General features: G+C 69.6%; 19 protein-coding genes and 4 tRNA genes. 6 read left to right on the forward strand and 17 right to left on the reverse strand.

Features of this window, described 5'->3' with window-relative positions:
* Positions 1 to 39: 39 nt before the first annotated feature.
* The 6 genes from ACI2L3_RS16970 to ACI2L3_RS16995 form a co-directional block, all read right to left on the reverse strand.
* A complete protein-coding gene (locus tag ACI2L3_RS16970; RefSeq protein WP_404753125.1) occupies positions 40 to 954 on the reverse strand; it encodes a hypothetical protein in 915 nt (304 codons plus the stop codon).
* Positions 955 to 1,085: 131 nt separating this feature from the next.
* Positions 1,086 to 1,808: a 50S ribosomal protein L1 gene (gene rplA, locus ACI2L3_RS16975; RefSeq protein WP_404753126.1), complete on the reverse strand. Its 723-nt coding sequence runs from the start codon at positions 1,806 to 1,808 to the stop codon at positions 1,086 to 1,088.
* A gap of 89 nt (positions 1,809 to 1,897) precedes the next feature.
* Positions 1,898 to 2,332, reverse strand: a complete 435-nt coding sequence (gene rplK / locus ACI2L3_RS16980) for a 50S ribosomal protein L11 (RefSeq protein ID WP_030782612.1) — start codon at positions 2,330 to 2,332, stop codon at positions 1,898 to 1,900.
* 195 nt (positions 2,333 to 2,527) lie between these two features.
* Entirely contained in the window at positions 2,528 to 3,424 is an 897-nt protein-coding gene (gene nusG, locus ACI2L3_RS16985) for a transcription termination/antitermination protein NusG (protein ID WP_404753127.1), read from the reverse strand.
* Between the two features lie 77 nt (positions 3,425 to 3,501).
* The gene (gene secE / locus ACI2L3_RS16990) at positions 3,502 to 3,789 is read right to left on the reverse strand and encodes a preprotein translocase subunit SecE (RefSeq protein WP_055564537.1); all 288 of its coding nucleotides are present in this window, start codon (positions 3,787 to 3,789) and stop codon (positions 3,502 to 3,504) included.
* 107 nt (positions 3,790 to 3,896) lie between these two features.
* A tRNA-Trp gene (locus ACI2L3_RS16995) sits at positions 3,897 to 3,969 on the reverse strand.
* A 181-nt stretch (positions 3,970 to 4,150) separates the two neighbouring features.
* Here ACI2L3_RS16995 and ACI2L3_RS17000 point away from each other — a divergent pair.
* Positions 4,151 to 5,377 (forward strand): pyridoxal phosphate-dependent aminotransferase, encoded by a 1,227-nt coding sequence (locus ACI2L3_RS17000; RefSeq protein WP_404753128.1) that lies wholly within the window; start codon positions 4,151 to 4,153, stop codon positions 5,375 to 5,377.
* A gap of 142 nt (positions 5,378 to 5,519) precedes the next feature.
* Positions 5,520 to 6,548: an adenosine deaminase gene (locus tag ACI2L3_RS17005; protein WP_404753129.1), complete on the forward strand. Its 1,029-nt coding sequence runs from the start codon at positions 5,520 to 5,522 to the stop codon at positions 6,546 to 6,548.
* Here the strand turns inward: ACI2L3_RS17005 and ACI2L3_RS17010 are convergent.
* The 8 genes from ACI2L3_RS17010 to ACI2L3_RS17045 form a co-directional block, all read right to left on the reverse strand.
* Positions 6,538 to 7,593: a UDP-N-acetylmuramate dehydrogenase gene (locus ACI2L3_RS17010; RefSeq protein WP_404753130.1), complete on the reverse strand. Its 1,056-nt coding sequence runs from the start codon at positions 7,591 to 7,593 to the stop codon at positions 6,538 to 6,540. The two genes, ACI2L3_RS17005 and ACI2L3_RS17010, sit on opposite strands and share 11 nt — an antisense overlap.
* Positions 7,594 to 7,663: 70 nt before the next feature.
* Complete coding sequence (locus ACI2L3_RS17015) at positions 7,664 to 9,103, reverse strand: MFS transporter (RefSeq protein ID WP_404753131.1); 1,440 nt, start codon at positions 9,101 to 9,103, stop codon at positions 7,664 to 7,666.
* Positions 9,104 to 9,180: 77 nt separating this feature from the next.
* Positions 9,181 to 9,738, reverse strand: coding sequence for a TetR/AcrR family transcriptional regulator (locus tag ACI2L3_RS17020; RefSeq protein WP_404753132.1), 558 nt, complete (start codon positions 9,736 to 9,738; stop codon positions 9,181 to 9,183).
* Positions 9,739 to 9,888: 150 nt separating this feature from the next.
* A complete protein-coding gene (locus tag ACI2L3_RS17025) occupies positions 9,889 to 10,317 on the reverse strand; it encodes a MaoC family dehydratase (RefSeq protein ID WP_362994382.1) in 429 nt (142 codons plus the stop codon).
* Positions 10,318 to 10,321: 4 nt separating this feature from the next.
* Positions 10,322 to 10,786 carry a MaoC family dehydratase N-terminal domain-containing protein gene (locus ACI2L3_RS17030; RefSeq protein WP_404753133.1) on the reverse strand — a complete coding sequence of 155 codons (465 nt, stop codon included), beginning with the start codon at positions 10,784 to 10,786 and terminating at the stop codon, positions 10,322 to 10,324.
* A gap of 86 nt (positions 10,787 to 10,872) precedes the next feature.
* Positions 10,873 to 11,037: a 50S ribosomal protein L33 gene (gene rpmG, locus ACI2L3_RS17035; RefSeq protein WP_004571794.1), complete on the reverse strand. Its 165-nt coding sequence runs from the start codon at positions 11,035 to 11,037 to the stop codon at positions 10,873 to 10,875.
* An 88-nt stretch (positions 11,038 to 11,125) separates the two neighbouring features.
* Positions 11,126 to 11,198: transfer RNA gene (locus ACI2L3_RS17040), tRNA-Met, on the reverse strand.
* 48 nt (positions 11,199 to 11,246) lie between these two features.
* Positions 11,247 to 11,319, reverse strand: a tRNA-Thr gene (locus ACI2L3_RS17045).
* A gap of 245 nt (positions 11,320 to 11,564) precedes the next feature.
* Between ACI2L3_RS17045 and ACI2L3_RS17050 the strand changes: the two genes are divergently transcribed.
* Both ACI2L3_RS17050 and ACI2L3_RS17055 read left to right on the forward strand, forming a co-directional pair.
* The gene (locus ACI2L3_RS17050) at positions 11,565 to 12,845 is read left to right on the forward strand and encodes an amidohydrolase family protein (protein WP_404753134.1); all 1,281 of its coding nucleotides are present in this window, start codon (positions 11,565 to 11,567) and stop codon (positions 12,843 to 12,845) included.
* Between the two features lie 118 nt (positions 12,846 to 12,963).
* Positions 12,964 to 13,620 (forward strand): SDR family oxidoreductase, encoded by a 657-nt coding sequence (locus tag ACI2L3_RS17055; protein WP_404753135.1) that lies wholly within the window; start codon positions 12,964 to 12,966, stop codon positions 13,618 to 13,620.
* A 55-nt stretch (positions 13,621 to 13,675) separates the two neighbouring features.
* Here ACI2L3_RS17055 and ACI2L3_RS17060 read toward each other — a convergent pair whose 3' ends face one another.
* Both ACI2L3_RS17060 and ACI2L3_RS17065 read right to left on the reverse strand, forming a co-directional pair.
* Positions 13,676 to 13,888, reverse strand: coding sequence for a hypothetical protein (locus ACI2L3_RS17060; protein ID WP_404753136.1), 213 nt, complete (start codon positions 13,886 to 13,888; stop codon positions 13,676 to 13,678).
* A gap of 128 nt (positions 13,889 to 14,016) precedes the next feature.
* Positions 14,017 to 14,098 (reverse strand) — tRNA-Tyr (locus tag ACI2L3_RS17065).
* A 196-nt stretch (positions 14,099 to 14,294) separates the two neighbouring features.
* Here ACI2L3_RS17065 and ACI2L3_RS17070 point away from each other — a divergent pair.
* Positions 14,295 to 14,783, forward strand: coding sequence for a YajQ family cyclic di-GMP-binding protein (locus tag ACI2L3_RS17070; RefSeq protein WP_404753137.1), 489 nt, complete (start codon positions 14,295 to 14,297; stop codon positions 14,781 to 14,783).
* Between the two features lie 85 nt (positions 14,784 to 14,868).
* Here ACI2L3_RS17070 and ACI2L3_RS17075 read toward each other — a convergent pair whose 3' ends face one another.
* On the reverse strand, positions 14,869 to 15,135 hold the full coding sequence (locus ACI2L3_RS17075; RefSeq protein ID WP_404753138.1) for a GlsB/YeaQ/YmgE family stress response membrane protein: 267 nt from the start codon (positions 15,133 to 15,135) through the stop codon (positions 14,869 to 14,871).
* A gap of 103 nt (positions 15,136 to 15,238) precedes the next feature.
* On the opposite strand from ACI2L3_RS17075, the gene ACI2L3_RS17080 reads away from it, so the two are divergent.
* A complete protein-coding gene (locus tag ACI2L3_RS17080) occupies positions 15,239 to 16,492 on the forward strand; it encodes an APC family permease (RefSeq protein ID WP_404753139.1) in 1,254 nt (417 codons plus the stop codon).

Genomic DNA, 16,492 nt, shown 5'->3' on the forward strand with positions numbered 1-16,492 from the left:
TGCAGAGAGTACCCGAGGGGCGGGGCCGGAGCTCACGGGTTATGCCGCGGGCTGCTTGTTCAGCAGGTCCTTGAAGCTCATGGTGTCCGAGGCGGGGGGCTTCTCGACGGAGAGCGGGGTGCCGTAGTCGCTGTAGTAGGCCGTCTGCTCGAAGGGGCCGTTCTTCGTGTCGGCCTTTTCGATCTTCTTGACCAGCAGATCGTCCTCGTTGACCCAGATGTCGATGGTCTCGGTGCTGATGCCGGCCTGCTCGAACTGCTTCTCCAGCTCGGACAGCTGGTCCTTGTCCAGGTCCGCGCTCCTGGCGGTGAAGTCCGCCATGTCGACCTTGCCGGAGTAGTGGGTCGTCTGCGTCCCGCGGACCTTCTCCTCGCCGACGCGCTTCACGTCACCGGAGGCCAGCAGCATCTTCACCGACTGGTTCGGCGTGCTGTTCTGCATCTGGTCCTGGAAGGCCTGGCCGGCGGCGCCGCTCATCTCGGCGAGCGTGTCGTAGTCGTACTCCAGCCAGTGCTTGCCGCCGCCCGCCTGGGCCGCGAACTTGTCGCCCATGTTCGCGTAGAAGCCGTTCTTCAGATAGCGGTAGTCGAGCTGCGTCTGGCCCAGCTGCCGCATCTGCTGGGCCTGCGAGCCGCCCGTGAAGGTGACCGTCACATTGCCCGTGATCCCGTCGGACCAGCCCATGACGCCCTTCATGTCCATGGACGTGAGCGTGCCCATGGTGGTCGAGCCGTCGATCCGGGCGGTGTCCGCCTTGTCGGTCGACTTCTCGACCGTGCGCAGGGCGGCTATCGGGCTGAGGTTGATGCCGCCCTTGTCGCCGCCGTCGGCCTTGTCCGAGGAGTCCCCGGAGCCGCAGGCCGAGAGGCCCGTCAGCGCGGCGACCACCGCGATCGAGAGACCGGTCCGGCGCATGATCGTGCTGTTCATGTTGTCCCACCCCTTGGCGTTCATGGTGTGCACGCTAACGCAGGCCTCTGACAGACGTATCCGAAAGGCCCGTACACAAACAGGACGGGCCCCGCACCTCGAAAGGTTGCGGGGCCCGTCCACAGAACGCGTACGCGACGCGGCTGCCGTCAGTTTCAGACGGCGGCCGGGTCCTCCTCGACGAGGAGGTTGCGGGTGCGGTTCGAGTCGAGCGGAATGCCGGGGCCCATCGTGGTGGCGATGGCGGCCTTCTTGATGTAGCGACCCTTGGCGGCCGACGGCTTCAGACGGAGGATCTCCTCCAGGGCCGCGGCGTAGTTCTCCACCAGCTTGGTCTCGTCGAAGGAGACCTTGCCGATGATGAAGTGCAGGTTCGAGTGCTTGTCGACGCGGAACTCGATCTTGCCGCCCTTGATGTCGTTGACAGCCTTCACGACGTCGGGGGTGACGGTGCCGGTCTTCGGGTTCGGCATCAGACCACGCGGACCGAGCACGCGGCCGAGGCGGCCGACCTTGCCCATGAGGTCCGGGGTGGCGACGACGGCGTCGAAGTCCAGGCGGCCCTTCGCGACCTCGTCGATGAGCTCGTCGGAGCCGACGATGTCGGCGCCAGCGGCTTCCGCGGCCGCAGCACGGTCACCGGTCGCGAAGACCAGGACCCGGGCGGTCTTGCCGGTGCCGTGCGGGAGGTTCACGGTGCCACGGACCATCTGGTCGGCCTTGCGCGGGTCGACGCCCAGACGCATGGCGACCTCGACGGTGCCGTCGAACTTGGTCGCGGAGGTCTCCTTGGCGAGACGGACGGCCTCGAGCGGGGCGTACAGCTTCTCCCGGTCGATCTTGGCGTCCGCAGCGCGGAGAGTCTTGCTGCGCTTCACTTCTGCTCCTGGTGTGTTCAGGTATGGAGTCGTGGTGCGGGCCAGCGCTTGGCCCTGCCACTGGAGAAAGGTCAGACGGGGGAGGAGTCTCAGCCCTCGACCGTGATGCCCATGGAACGGGCGGTGCCGGCGATGATCTTCGACGCGGCGTCCAGGTCGTTGGCGTTGAGGTCTTCCATCTTGGTCTGCGCGATCTCACGGATCTGCGCCTCGGTGACCTTGGCGACCTTGGTCTTGTGGGGCTCGCCGGAGCCCTTCTCGACACCAGCGGCCTTGAGGATCATCTTGGCGGCCGGCGGCGTCTTGGTGATGAAGGTGAAGGAGCGGTCTTCGTAGACCGTGATCTCCACCGGGATCACCCAGCCACGCTGCGACTCGGTCGCGGCGTTGTAGGCCTTGCAGAACTCCATGATGTTGACGCCGTGCTGGCCCAGCGCGGGGCCGACCGGCGGGGCCGGGTTGGCGGCACCAGCCTGGATCTGGAGCTTGATAAGCCCCGTGACCTTCTTCTTCTTGGGAGGCATAGCTCTCTCCGGGTCCTAGTGAGAGTTTTCAGCCGGCCATCCGGTCATCCGGATGGAGGCATACCGCACAACGATAACGGGTATAGTCGCGCGGCTAAAAACCGAGCAGGTCAGACCGGCTTTGGCAGCCCGTCTGACCTGGTCGGAGGCGTGTGTTCCAGAGGAAGCTCAGGAAGCCGCGAAGGCTGGTCCTGGCTAGTTCTTCTGGATCTGGTCGAAGCTGAGCTCGACCGGGGTCTCGCGGCCGAAGATCTCGACGAGGCCCTTGACCTTCTTCGAGTCGGCGTTGATCTCGTTGATCGTCGCCTGCAGCGTCGCGAACGGGCCGTCGGTGACGGTGACCGAGTCGCCCACCTCGAAGTCCAGGACCTGGACCTCGACCTTGCGGGCCGGAGCCGGCTTACCCTCGGCCTCGGCGGCCTCGCGGGCGGCCTTCTCCTCGGCCTCCGGGGCGAGCATCTTGACGATCTCGTCCAGGGTCAGCGGGTACGGGTCGTAGGCGTTGCCCACGAAGCCGGTGACACCGGGGGTGTTGCGGACGACGCCCCAGGACTCGTTCGTCAGGTCCATGCGCACCAGCACGTAGCCGGGGAGCTTGTTCTGACGGATGGTCTTGCGCTCGCCGTTCTTGATCTGGGCGACCTCTTCCTGCGGCACCTCGGCCTGGAAGATGAAGTCCTCGACGTTGAGCGAGACGGCGCGCTGCTCGAGGTTGGTCTTCACGCGGTTCTCGTAACCGGCGTACGTGTGGATGACGTACCACTCGCCGGGGAGGGTGCGGAGCTCCTCGCGGAGGGCGACGATCGGGTCGACCGGCTCGGCCTCCTCCTCGGAAGCCTCCTCCTCGGGCGCCTCGTCCTCGGCGACCTCGGCGTCGGCGGCTTCGTCCTCGTCGGACTCGGCGACAGCCTCGGCGTCATCCTCGAGGTGGACGGCGGCCTCTTCGGCGGGCTCGCCCGCTACGGCGTCGGCAGCGTCGGCCTGGTCCGGGTCCTCGGCGTCCGCCGCCTCGACGATGTCGAGCTGGTCCTCCACGGACTCCGCGTTCTCTCCGCGAGGCTCAACGGCATCGTTCAGGTTCGGGTCAGACACGGTGGCTGCTTCTTCCTGGATACAGAGGGGTGGAACGCGCGAAATGGGCGCCACGAACAGCGCCCTTCGCTCTCGGCTCAGCCGAAGATGTACTTGACAGCGTGGCTGAAGCCATAGTCAATCACGGTCACAAGGCCGATCATGATGACGACGAAGACAATCACCACTGTGGTGTAGGTCGTGAGCTGGCTGCGAGTCGGCCAGACAACCTTGCGGAGCTCCGCGACGATCTGGCGGTAGAAGAGCGCGAGACGGCCGAAGGGGCCCTTCTTGCCGCGCTTGCCGCCCTTGCGGGCCTTCTTCTTGGACTCCGGCGCCTCGTCCTGGGCATCAGGCATGTCGATGGAGCCCACGGCGTCCGTCACTCGTCCTCACCTGATTCCGGGTCGTGGCCGTGCCGCGCCCGGTTGAGCCGCACGGCGGTGCAATGCAGTACGTACATGCGCACACATCCTGGCGAAGGAGTGTGTAGCAGGGCCGGAGGGACTTGAACCCCCAACCGCTGGTTTTGGAGACCAGTGCTCTACCAATTGAGCTACGACCCTTTGATTTCCCCCAACCTACCGCATCCGCCGACATGCACGGAGTGCGTCGGGAGGCAGCGGCCGGTGAGGGCCAACGAGCAGTGAGTGTACGTGCTCAGCGGCTCCCCGTCGAACAGAAAGGGATCCGGTGCTCCTGGAAACCCGCGCGCCGGGCCCGTTCGGGGTCTGGAACGATGGGGTGATGAGCGCTGCAACTTCTCCGACCGAGCGCCGGGTTTCCGCGCGCATCGGCGCGATCTCCGAGTCCGCGACCCTCGCTGTCGACGCCAAGGCCAAGGCCCTCAAGGCCGCGGGCCGTCCAGTGATCGGCTTCGGCGCCGGCGAGCCCGACTTCCCGACGCCGGACTACATCGTCGAGGCGGCCGTCGAGGCCTGCAAGAACCCGAAGTTCCACCGCTACACGCCCGCCGGGGGCCTCCCCGAGCTCAAGGCCGCGATCGCCGCGAAGACCCTGCGCGACTCGGGGTACGAGGTCGACGCGTCCCAGATCCTGGTGACCAACGGCGGCAAGCAGGCCATCTACGAGGCGTTCGCCGCGATCCTCGACCCGGGCGACGAGGTCATCGTCCCCGCGCCGTACTGGACGACGTACCCGGAGTCGATCCGGCTGGCCGGCGGTGTCCCCGTCCCGGTCGTCGCCGACGAGACCACCGGCTACCGCGTCTCCGTGGAGCAGCTCGAGGCCGCCCGCACTGAGCGCACGAAGATGGTGCTCTTCGTCTCGCCGTCGAACCCCACGGGTGCCGTCTACAGCGAGGCCGACGCCGAGGCGATCGGCCGCTGGGCCGTCGAGCACGGCCTGTGGGTCATGACCGACGAGATCTACGAACACCTCGTCTACGGAGACGCGAAGTTCACCTCGCTCCCCGCGATCCTCCCCGAGCTGCGCGACAAGTGCGTCGTGGTCAACGGCGTCGCGAAGACGTACGCGATGACCGGCTGGCGCGTGGGCTGGATCATCGGCCCGAAGGACGTCGTGAAGGCCGCGACGAACCTGCAGTCGCACGCCACGTCCAACGTCTCCAACGTCGCGCAGGCCGCCGCGCTCGCGGCCGTCTCCGGTGACCTGGTCGCCGTCGACAAGATGCGCGAGGCCTTCGACCGGCGCCGCAAGACCATCGTGCGGATGCTCAACGACATCCAGGGCGTCGTCTGCCCCGAGCCCGAGGGCGCCTTCTACGTGTACCCCTCGGTGAAGGGCCTGATCGGCAAGGAGATCCGCGGCAAGCGCCCGCAGGACTCCGTGGAGCTGGCCGCGCTCATCCTGGAGGAGGCCGAGGTCGCGGTCGTTCCGGGCGAGGCCTTCGGTACGCCGGGTTATCTGCGCCTTTCGTACGCGCTCGGCGACGAGGACCTCGTCGAGGGCGTCTCGCGGATCCAGAAGCTGCTCGCCGAGGCCCGCGACTGACGTCTCGGTGAGTCATCGCGCTCCACGCGCGCGTGCGGGCCGTCTCCCCTCTTCGGGGAGGCGGCCCGTTTCTTCGTTCGGGGAGACCACGAAGGTGGAAAGCGGCTACCGGGACGCCAGGTGCGTACGGCAAGATCCTGGAATGGAGCGTGTACGAGACGTAAGAGAGCTGCCCAAGGCCCATCTGCACCTGCACTTCACCGGGTCGATGCGGCCCGCGACGCTGCTGGAGCTCGCCGACAAGTACGGCGTGCGGCTCCCGGAGGCGCTGACCGGCGCCGAGCCTCCGAAGCTGCGCGCCACGGATGAGCGCGGATGGTTCCGCTTCCAGCGGCTCTACGACGCCGCGCGCTCCTGTCTGCGTGAGCCCGAGGACATCCAGCGCCTGGTGCGGGAGGCCGCGGAGGAGGATCTGCGGGACGGGTCGGGGTGGCTGGAGATCCAGGTCGACCCGACGTCGTACGCGCCGCGGCTCGGCGGTCTCATCCCGGCCCTGGAGATCATCCTGGACGCCGTCGAGAGCGCCTCGCGGGACACCGGCCTCGGCATGCGCGTCCTCGTCGCCGCGAACCGCATGAAGCACCCGCTGGACGCCCGCACGCTGGCGCGGCTGGCCGTGCGGTACGCGAACCGGGGCATCGTCGGCTTCGGGCTCTCCAACGACGAGCGGCGCGGCATGGCGCGGGACTTCGACCGGGCCTTCGCCATCGCGCGCGACGGCGGTCTCCTGGCGGCGCCGCACGGCGGCGAGCTGACCGGGCCCGCGTCGGTGCGGGACTGCCTCGACGACCTGGACGCGACGCGGATCGGGCACGGTGTGCGGGCCGCCGAGGAGCCGCGGCTCCTGAAGCGGCTCGCGGACCGGGGCGTGACGTGCGAGGTGTGCCCGGCGTCGAACGTGGCCCTGGGGGTCTACGAGAAGCCGGAGGACGTCCCTCTGCGCACGCTGTTCGAGGCCGGGGTGCCGATAGCGCTCGGCGCCGACGACCCGCTGCTCTTCGGCTCGCGGCTGGCCGCGCAGTACGGGATCGCCCGGCAGTACCACGCCTTCACCGACGCCGAACTGGCCGAGCTGGCACGGCAGTCGGTCCGGGGCTCGGCCGCGCCCGTCGACGTACAGGACAAGCTGCTGGCCGGGATCGACGACTGGCTGGCCGCTCCTACAGGCTGACGCCCACCGTCACCGGTTCGTTGACCAGCGTGACTCCGAAGGCGTCCCGCACTCCGGCGACGACCTCGCGGGCCAGCGCGAGGAGGTCCTCGGTGGTGGCGCCGCCGCGGTTGGTGAGCGCGAGGGTGTGCTTGGTGGAGATCCGGGCGCGGCCCTCTCCGTAGCCCTTGGTGAAGCCGGCCTTGTCGATGAGCCAGGCGGCGGAGGTCTTCACGCGGCCGTCGCCCGTCGGGAAGGCGGGCGGGGTGACGTCCGGGCCGAGGCGGTCGGTCACGCGCGCGTGGAAGGCGGTGAACTCCTCCTCGGTGAGGATCGGGTTGGTGAAGAAGGACCCGGCCGACCAGCTGTCGTGGTCCTCGGGGTCGAGCACCATGCCCTTGCCCGCGCGGAGCTTCAGGACGGTCTCCCTGGCCACCGCGGCCGGGACCCGGTCACCCGCCTCGACACCGAGCGTGCGCGCCGTCTCCGGGTACTTGATGGGGGCGCTCATGCCCTGCGCGTCCTCGAGCTCGAAGCGGACCCGCAGCACCACGAAGCGGTCGGGGTCGGCCTTGAAGCGGCTGTGACGGTACGAGAAGTCGCACTCGGCGTTCGCCATCACGACCGTTTCCTGCGTCTTCCGGTCGTACGCGACCACCTCGGTGATGGTCGACGAGACCTCCTGGCCGTACGCCCCCACGTTCTGGATCGGCGTCGCGCCCGCGGAGCCGGGGATTCCGGCGAGGCACTCGATGCCCGCGAGACCGGCCTCGACGGTCCGTGCGACCGCGTCGGTCCAGGTCTCGCCGGCTGCCAGCTCCAGCTTCGTACCGTCGAGGTCGAAGCCCTGGGTGGCGATGCGCAGGGCGGTGCCGTCGAAGCCCTTGTCGCCGATGACCAGGTTCGAGCCGCCGCCGATGAGCAGCAGCGGGGTTCCGGAGTCGTCGGCCTCCCGGACGGCGGCGATCACCTCGGCATCGGTCATCGCGGTGATCAGACGGGTCGCGGGGCCGCCGAGCCGGAAGGTGGTCAGCGGGGCGAGCGGGGCATCGTGGAGTTCCTGCACGTGCTCAAGAGTACGAGAACGGCCCCACCGGTCAGGGCAGGGCCGTTCTCGCATGCCGTGGGGAGGGGCGTCAGGCGGTGACGAGCTCGCCGTCCGGCTCCTTCGACGTCCCCGGGGCGGGCGCGTCGGTGTTCCCGCGGGAGGGGACGCACAGCGCCGCCACCGCCGCGAGGGCGACCACCGCGGCGCCCACCCACAGCGCGGGTTCCAGGCCGTCCACGAAGCTCTGTCCGGAGCCGTAGCCGCCCTGCGCCGAGAAGATCGAGGACATCACGGCGATGCCGAGGGCGCCGCCGAGCTCGCGAAGGGCGTTGTTGGCGCCGGAGGCGATGCCCTGCTCCTGCGGGCGGACGCTGGACATGACCAGGTTGGAGGCCGGGGCGAAGTACAGGGACATCCCGATGCCGCTGATGATCAGCGCCGGCAGCTGGGCTCCGTACGTGGCGTCGGTCGCGACCACGGTGGCGTACCAGGCCAGCCCCGTGGCCTGCAGGAAGAGCCCGGCGGCGACGACCGGGCGGCCGCCGATCCGGTCGGAGAGGTAGCCGGCGATCGGTGAGACGAGCATCGGCATGCCGGTCCAGGGCAGCATGCGCAGCCCGGCCTCGGTGGGCGAGTAGCCGAGGACGTTCTGCATGTACTGGCTGAGCAGGAAGATCGACCCGAACATGCCGAGGAACATCAGCAGGCTCGCGGCGTTGATCCCGGAGAACGCACGACTACGGAAGAGGCGCATCGGCAGCATCGGCGCCTTGTTGGTCATCCCGTGGTGGATGAAGCCGCCGAGCAGCGCGCCGCCCGCGCCGAGGCTGACGAGCACGGTGGCACTGGACCAGCCGTCGATGGGGCCGCGCACCAGGGCGTACACGATTCCGAAGAGTCCACCGCTGGCGAGCAGCGTGCCCACGAAGTCGAGACGTGCGCCGCGTGCGTACGACTCGGCGAGGCGAAGGCGGGCCAGGGGCAGCAGGACCAGGCCGAGCGGGACGTTGAGCCAGAAGATCCACTGCCAGGAGACGTGCTCGGTGAGGCTGCCGCCGATCAGCGGGCCGCCGGCGACCGCGAGGCCGTTGACGGCGCCCCATATGCCGTACGCCATGCCGCGCTTGGCCGGTGGCACCGCCGCCGTCAGCAGGGTCAGCGTGAGCGGCATCATGATCGCGGCGCCGACACCCTGCACCGCGCGGGCGGCGATCAGCGCGTCGAGATTCGGCGCGAGGGCCGCGGCGGCGGAGGCGGCGGTGAAGATCGAGAGCCCGACGATGAAGAGCCGGCGGCGGCCGAACCGGTCGCCCAGGGCCGCGCCGAACATCAGCAGTACGGCGAACGTGAGGGTGTAGGCGCTCACGGTCCATTCGAGGTCGTGCAGCGCTCCCCCGAGGTCCTCGCGGATGGAGGGCAGGGCGGTGGTGACGACGAGGTTGTCGAGTGCCGCCATGAACCCGGCGACGCTGGTGATGACGAGGGCCCAGACCGCTCCCCCGCGCTGTGCTGTTGTCTGCTGTGACATTGCCTTCCCCCTGAGGTTAGTTATTGATGACTAACTTCCGTGCTCACAGAAAAGCGCACCCCTTCGGCCCGCCCGACTCACGTCTTGGGCTGCGCCGAATCGTAGAAGCCGGCCCACACCCGGTGCTCGGGCTTGAACCCCATCGACACCAGGACGTTGATCAGCATTCCGTAGGCCAGGAACTGCGTCGTCTCGTCGACGTCGGCCCCCAGCGCGAGGCGGACCGTGTCGTACATCTCCATCCAGGCGGCCCGCAGCGCGTCGCCGAACTCCCGGTCGCCGGACGCCTCCGCGGAGGCCACGGCGACGTACATCTGCATCTGCATGAGGAGCTTGTCCGGGTCGTCGGCGATGAGCGCCTGATAGGCCTCACCCATGGCGTGCAGGGCCTCCTCCCCCTCGAGTCCCTCGGACGCCTTGCGGAAGACCTCGGTGACCTCCTGGCAGCAGCGCCCGGACGCGGCGAGAAAGATGGCCTGCTTCCCCGGAAAGAGGCGGAAGAGATACGGCTGCGAGACGCCCACCCGCTTGGCGATCACCTCGGTGGACGTGCCGTTGTAGCCCCCGCGGGCGAACTCGACCATCGCCGCACGGACGACGCTTTCGCGCCGCTCTTCTGCGCTCATCCTGACCATGCGAGTAAGTTAGTGGCCAATCACTAAGTGGTCAAGCGCTGTGCGGCACCTCGGCGGACACGCGTAAGGGGCACCCCGCATGGCGGAGCGCCCCTTACATACGTCTACGTAGACCCGCAACAGCCGTCAGGCCAATTGTCAGGCCGGCCGTCAGGCCAGTTGCACGACCGCTCGCGACATGCCGAGCACCTTCTGGTCGCCGCTCTTCGCGAGGAGGTCGACCCGTACGCGGTTGTCGTCCAGCTTGGCCGCGACCTTGGCGCTCACGTCGATGGTGGCGCCCTTGTCGTCGTTCGGGACGACGACGGGCTTGGTGAAGCGGACGCCGTACTCGACGACCGCCCCCGGGTCGCCCAGCCAGTCGGTCACGACGCGGATCGCCTCGGCCATGGTGAACATGCCGTGCGCGATGACGTCGGGGAGGCCGACCTCGACCGCGAACTTCTCGTTCCAGTGAATCGGGTTGAAGTCACCGGAGGCGCCCGCGTACCGCACGAGCGTGGCGCGCGTCACCGGGAAGGACTGGGCCGGCAGCTCGGTGCCGACCTCGACATCGTCGTAGGAAATCTTCGCCGTCATCGCGTCACGCCTCCTCTGCCGCGGACTCCGCCGCACGTGCGACGAGCTTGATCCACGTCGTGACGACATGCTCGCCGGCCTCGTCGTGGACCTCGCCGCGGATATCCAGGATGTCGTTGCCCGCGAGCGACTTGATCGACTCGATGGTCGAGCTGACCGTGAGCCGGTCGCCCGCACGCACCGGGCGGGTGTAGGCGAACTTCTGGTCGCCGTGCACCACGCGGCTGTAGTCGAGGCCCAGCTGCGGATCCTCGATGACCAGACCCGCCGCTTTGAATGTGATCGCAAACACGAAAGTGGGCGGAGCGATCACATCGGCGTAACCGAGCGCTTTGGCGGTCTCCGTGTCCGTGTAAGCGGGATTGGCGTCTCCCACCGCCTCGGCGAACTCACGGATCTTCTCCCGGCCGACCTCATAAGGATCAGTGGGGGGATAGGACCGCCCCACGAAGGACTGGTCGAGCGCCATCGGCTCGGCACCTCCTGCGGTTGGTTTCGTAAACGACGCGAGGCCGCCCCCGAACAACGGGGACGGCCTCGTGTACGAGCCTGTGTTTAGCGCGTTTCGCGGTGCGCAGTGTGCGCGTTGCAGCGCGGGCAGTGCTTCTTCATCTCCAGTCGGTCCGGGTCGTTACGCCGGTTCTTCTTGGTGATGTAGTTCCGCTCCTTGCACTCCACGCAGGCCAGCGTGATCTTCGGGCGGACGTCGGTGGCAGCCACGTGAGTGCTCCTTGACGGACGGATGGACGGATGAACGCATACAAGAGTAGCCGATCGAAGGACCGACCCCACAATCGGCTACCGTTAGTAGCGGTGACCGGACTTGAACCGGTGACACAGCGATTATGAGCCGCTTGCTCTACCGACTGAGCTACACCGCTGCGATGCCGGGATCTCCCCGCCCGAAGGCGAGGATCACTCAACATCAGAGCCCCAATGCGGAATCGAACCGCAGACCTTCTCCTTACCATGGAGACGCTCTACCGACTGAGCTATTGGGGCGAGCGATGAAGACATTACACGGTTGGTCGCCGATCGCCCAAATCCGTTCCGACGGGGCTGCCCCGGGGCGCCGACAAGCCCGTCCCAGGCGTCTGTGAACGCACCGTCCGGCTACTCGAACCACACCGGTACGACTATTCCGCTCCTCCTCGAAGCGGGCCTTTCGCCGTCCTAGGCTCGTCGCGCGCTGCGTGATCTTGACGCCCCGGAACGACAGCAGCCGCCCCTCGACCCCCAGGAGTGCGATGCCCGACAGCCAGCCGCAGCAGCCCCACTCCTCGGGCGCCCCCGGACCCTCCGGTTCCGGCCCCGCGGACGATCCCGGGGCCCTGCTGCTCTGCGGCGCCCGGCTCACCGACGGCCGCACCGTGGACGTCCGGCTCGGCGGCGGGCGCATCGAGGCGGTCGGCACAGCCGGCAGCCTGACCACGCACGCCGCGCGCGTGGACCTCGACGGCTACCTCCTGCTGCCGGCGGCCGCCGAGCCGCACGCGCACGGCGACACGGCGCTGTCGGCGGACGCGGTGGGCCCGGTCTCCTACGACGTCCCCGAGGTGCAGCGCAGGGCCACCGAGGCGGCCCTGCTGCAGCTCGGGCACGGCGCCACGGCGGTGCGTTCCCACGTGCGGATCGGTGACGTGCAGGGGCTCGGCCCGATGGAGGCGGTGCTCCAGGCGCGGCGCTCGCTCCGGGGCCTGGTCGACATGACGGCCGTCGCGGTACCGCGGCTGCTGACAGGTGTCGCCGGCGCCGACGGGCTCGCGATGCTGCGGGACGCGGTGAAAATGGGCGCCTCCGTAGTGGGCGGTTGTCCTGATCTCGACCCCGATCCGACGGGCTACACGGAGGCGGTCCTGGAGCTCGCCGCGGAGCACGGGTGCCCCGTCGACCTGCACACGGACGGTGACGACCCGGCGCGGCTCGGGCGGCTCGCGGCGATGGCGGGCGGTCTGCGGGCCGGGGTGACGATCGGGCCCTGCGGCGGTCTCGGACGGCTGCCCGCGGACGTGGCGTCGCGCACGGCCGAGCAGCTCGCGGCGGCCGGGGTGACGGTGGTCTGCCTTCCGCAGGGCGGGTGCGGGAGCGTGGAGCGGCGCAGGGCGGCGCCCATCCGGCTGCTGCGGGCGGCCGGGGTGCGGGTCGCCGCCGGCAGCGGGGCGATGCGGGACGTGTCGAACCCGGTGGGGCGCGGGGATCCCCTGGAGGCCGCGTACCTGCTGGCCACGGGGTTCAGGCTGCGGCCCGAGGACGCCTACGGAGCGGTGAGCGGGGCGGCGCGGGCGGCCATGGGGCTGCCCGAGGTGCGGGTGGAGGCCGGTTTTCCCGCCGAACTGCTCGCCGTGCGCGGCGACCGGCTCGCGGGGGCGCTGTCGCTCGCGTACAGCCGGATCGTGGTGCACGGCGGGCGCGTCGTGGCGCGGACGAGTGCGGTGCGCGAGTACTGCGACTCCGCCGTGGCGGTGGCGCTGGACCTGCCGCGGCAGGGGCGGTCCGCCGGGGGCGGCGCCCGGGCGTCCGAAGGGTGACGAGCCGTCCTCTTGAAGACCCCGGACGGCTTCCACGCGTGCGTGCGTCACCGGCGCAGTACCGGTCCCCCGCGCGCGTGTTGAGCGTTCGCGTCCGCGCTGCCGTACGGTCGGGAGTATGCGCATTGTCATCGCTGGAGGTCATGGTCAGATCGCGCTGCGGCTGGAGCGTCTGCTCGCCGCGCGTGGTGACGAAGTCGCCGGACTGATCCGCAACGTCGAGCAGGAAGCCGATCTCCGCGAAGCGGGTGCCGAACCGGTGCTGTGCGACCTGGAGTCGGCGTCGGTCGACACGGTCGCCGAGCATCTGCGGGGCGCCGACGCGGCGGTCTTCGCGGCGGGCGCGGGTCCGGGCAGCGGCGCCGACCGCAAGAACACCGTGGACCGCGGCGCGGCCGTGCTCTTCGCGGACGCGGCGGAGCGGGCCGGGGTGCGGCGCTACATCGTCGTGTCGTCCATGGGCGCCGATCCCACGCACCGGGGCGACGAGATCTTCGACGCCTATCTGCGGGCGAAGGGCGAGGCGGACGCGAACGTACGCGCGCGTGCCGCCCTCGACTGGACGATCCTGCGTCCCGGGATGCTGACGGACGACGCGGGCACGGGCCTCGTGCGCCTGGAGGCGTCGACCGGACGCGGTGCGGTCCCGCGGGACGACGTCGCCGCGGTACTCGCGGAGCTCCTGGAGACTCCGGCGACGGCCGGGCTGACGCTGGAGCTGGTCGGCGGGTCCGTGCCGGTGTCGGTGGCGGTCAAGTCGGTCGCGGGCAACTGAGCCCCGCCAGCGGGGCCGCCCGCCCGCTCGCCCCCAGAACGCTTCTGAGGCCCGCTCAGAACAGCGGGAGCTGTCCGGGGTGGTCCGGCACCACGTAGCCGTCCAGAGCCGGCTGTGCGGCGCCCAGCGGGGCCTGCCTGCGGGACCCCGGGCAGGAGATCAGGTCACCGCTGCCGCGCGGGCCTGGCGGGTCGTGGCGGGCGAACCGGCCGCCGACGACAGCGATCTCGCGGCGGCATTCCGGGCAGTTTCTGCGACGGGACGACATGTGCTCAGTGTGCCCGTGCGAGCGGCGGCCGAAAGTCCCCGCGGGCGGCGCTGAAAATCACGTAGCGCGACACGAAGAAACCCCCTCCGCTCTGCGTTTCCGCAGTTCGGAGGGGGTTTACCTTCATGTGGCGGCGCCAGGATTCGAACCTGGGAAGGCTGAGCCGGCAGATTTACAGTCTGCTCCCTTTGGCCGCTCGGGCACACCGCCGGGTTTGTCGCCAAGCTCCGCTTTCGCGTCGCTCCGTGGCAACGACGTAAACGATACCTGATGCACAGGGGTGCTTCGCCACCCGATTGAGCGGCACCCCGCGCGGGGGCGGTGGCTAGGCTTTGCGGATGCGGCCAGCGTCAGTCGGCCGTGTAACCGCTGAGTACGCATACCCCGATACAAGGAGCCACAGGACATGGCCGACTCCAGTTTCGACATCGTCTCGAAGGTCGAGCGGCAGGAGGTCGACAACGCCCTCAACCAGGCCGCCAAGGAGATCTCGCAGCGTTACGACTTCAAGGGCACGGGTGCCTCGATCTCGTGGTCCGGCGAGAAGATCCTGATGGAGGCGAGCGGCGAGGAGCGGGTCAAGGCGATCCTCGATGTCTTCCAGAGCAAGCTGGTCAAGCGCGGCATCTCGCTGAAGGCGCTGGACGTGGGCGAGCCGCAGCTGTCCGGCAAGGAGTACAAGATCTTCGCCTCGGTCGAGGAAGGCATCTCCCAGGAGAACGCGAAGAAGGTCGCCAAGATCATCCGCGACGAGGGTCCCAAGGGCGTCAAGGCGCAGGTTCAGGGTGACGAGCTGCGGGTCAGCTCGAAGAGCCGGGACGACCTGCAGGCCGTGCAGGCGCTGCTCAAGGGGCAGGACTTCGACTTCGCGCTGCAGTTCGTGAACTACCGGTAGTTCACTGGCGTACGGATGACGGAGGGCGGGCTCCCCGGATGGGGTGCCCGCCCTTGCTGCTGGCCGCAGTTCGGGGAACGGCGTCTCAGCGCCGTGAGTGGCCGAAGAGGATGCGGTACGCGACCAGCAGGACCAGCGAGCCGCCGATGGCCGCCGCCCAGGTGGCGCCGTCGTAGAAGTCGTCGGCGATCGGGTGGTCGAGGTAGCGGGCGGAGATCCAGCCGCCTGTGAAGGCGCCGGCGATGCCGATGACGGTCGTGCCGATGAAGCCACCCGGGTCGCGGCCGGGCAGCAGCAGTTTGGCGACGGCTCCGGCCAGCAGTCCCAGCACGACCCAGCTGATGATGCCCATGCGGTGACCCGGCCTTTCTCGCGCGGTGAGCTTTTGTGCGCTGTTGTCCTGAAGGACGTCTCTACGGAGAGTCGCGGTTGCGGTGATCCGTAGGGTGCGGCGTATGACACAGCAACCTGAGCTCCGGCGGACGCTCGGCGTCTTCGACGCCGTGGTGATCGGCCTCGGGGCGATGATGGGGGCAGGGATCTTCGCGGCGCTCGGCCCGGCGGCGGGGGCCGCGGGCTCGGGGCTGCTGCTCGGCCTCGGGATCGCCGCTGTGGTGGCGTACTGCAACGCGACGTCCTCGGCGCGGCTCGCCGCCCGCTATCCCGCGTCGGGCGGCACCTACGTCTACGGGCGGGAGCGGCTCGGGCCGTTCTGGGGCTACTTGGCGGGCTGGGCGTTCGTCGTCGGCAAGACGGCGTCCTGCGCGGCGATGGCGCTGACCGTGGGGGCGTACGTCTGGCCGGGGCAGGCGCATGCGGTGGCGGTCGGGGCCGTGGTGCTCCTGACCGCCGTCAACTATGTGGGCGTGCAGAAGTCGGCGTGGCTGACCCGGGGCATCGTGGCGGTGGTGGCCGCCGTGCTGGCGGCGGTCGTGGCGGCCTGCGCCGGGTCTGGGGCGGCCGACGCGGGACGTCTCGACGTGGGGCTCTCGGACGGGCTCGGCGGGGTGCTGCAGGCTGCCGGGCTGCTCTTCTTCGCCTTCGCCGGATACGCGCGGATCGCGACGCTCGGCGAGGAGGTGCGGGACCCCACGCGGACCATTCCCCGGGCGATTCCGCTGGCGTTGGGCACCACGCTGTGCGTGTACGCGGCCGTGGCGGTGGCCGCGCTGGCCGTACTGGGTTCCGACGGGCTCGCCGGTGCGTCGGCGCCGCTGGTGGAGGCGGTGCGCGCGGCGGGGGTGCCGGAACTCGTGCCTGTGGTGCGTGTGGGAGCGGCGGTGGCGGCGCTCGGCTCGCTGCTCGCGCTGGTCCTCGGTGTCTCGCGGACCACGCTGGCCATGGCGCGGGACAGGCATCTGCCGGGGACGCTCGCGGCCGTGCATCCGCGCTTCCGGGTGCCGCACCGCGCGGAGCTCGCCGTGGGTGCCGTGGTCGCGGTGGTGGCGGCGACTGCGGATGTGCGTGAGGCGATCGGCTTCTCCTCCTTCGGGGTGCTCGTGTACTACGGGGTCGCCAATGCGGCGGCTTGGACGCTGAGTTCGGCGCCGGCGGCGCGTCTCGTGCCTTTGGTGGGTGGCATCGGCTGCGTGACGCTGGCGTTCGCCCTGCCCGTGTCCTCCGTGGTGACCGGTGCGCTGGTGCTGGCGGTGGGGGCGGTGGCGTACGGAGTGCGGATGCGGGTCCGGAGTCGGGTGGGGCGGCGCTGA

The sequence above is a fragment of the Streptomyces sp. NPDC029674 genome (genome assembly GCF_044903205.1).
Lineage (GTDB): Bacteria > Actinomycetota > Actinomycetes > Streptomycetales > Streptomycetaceae > Streptomyces.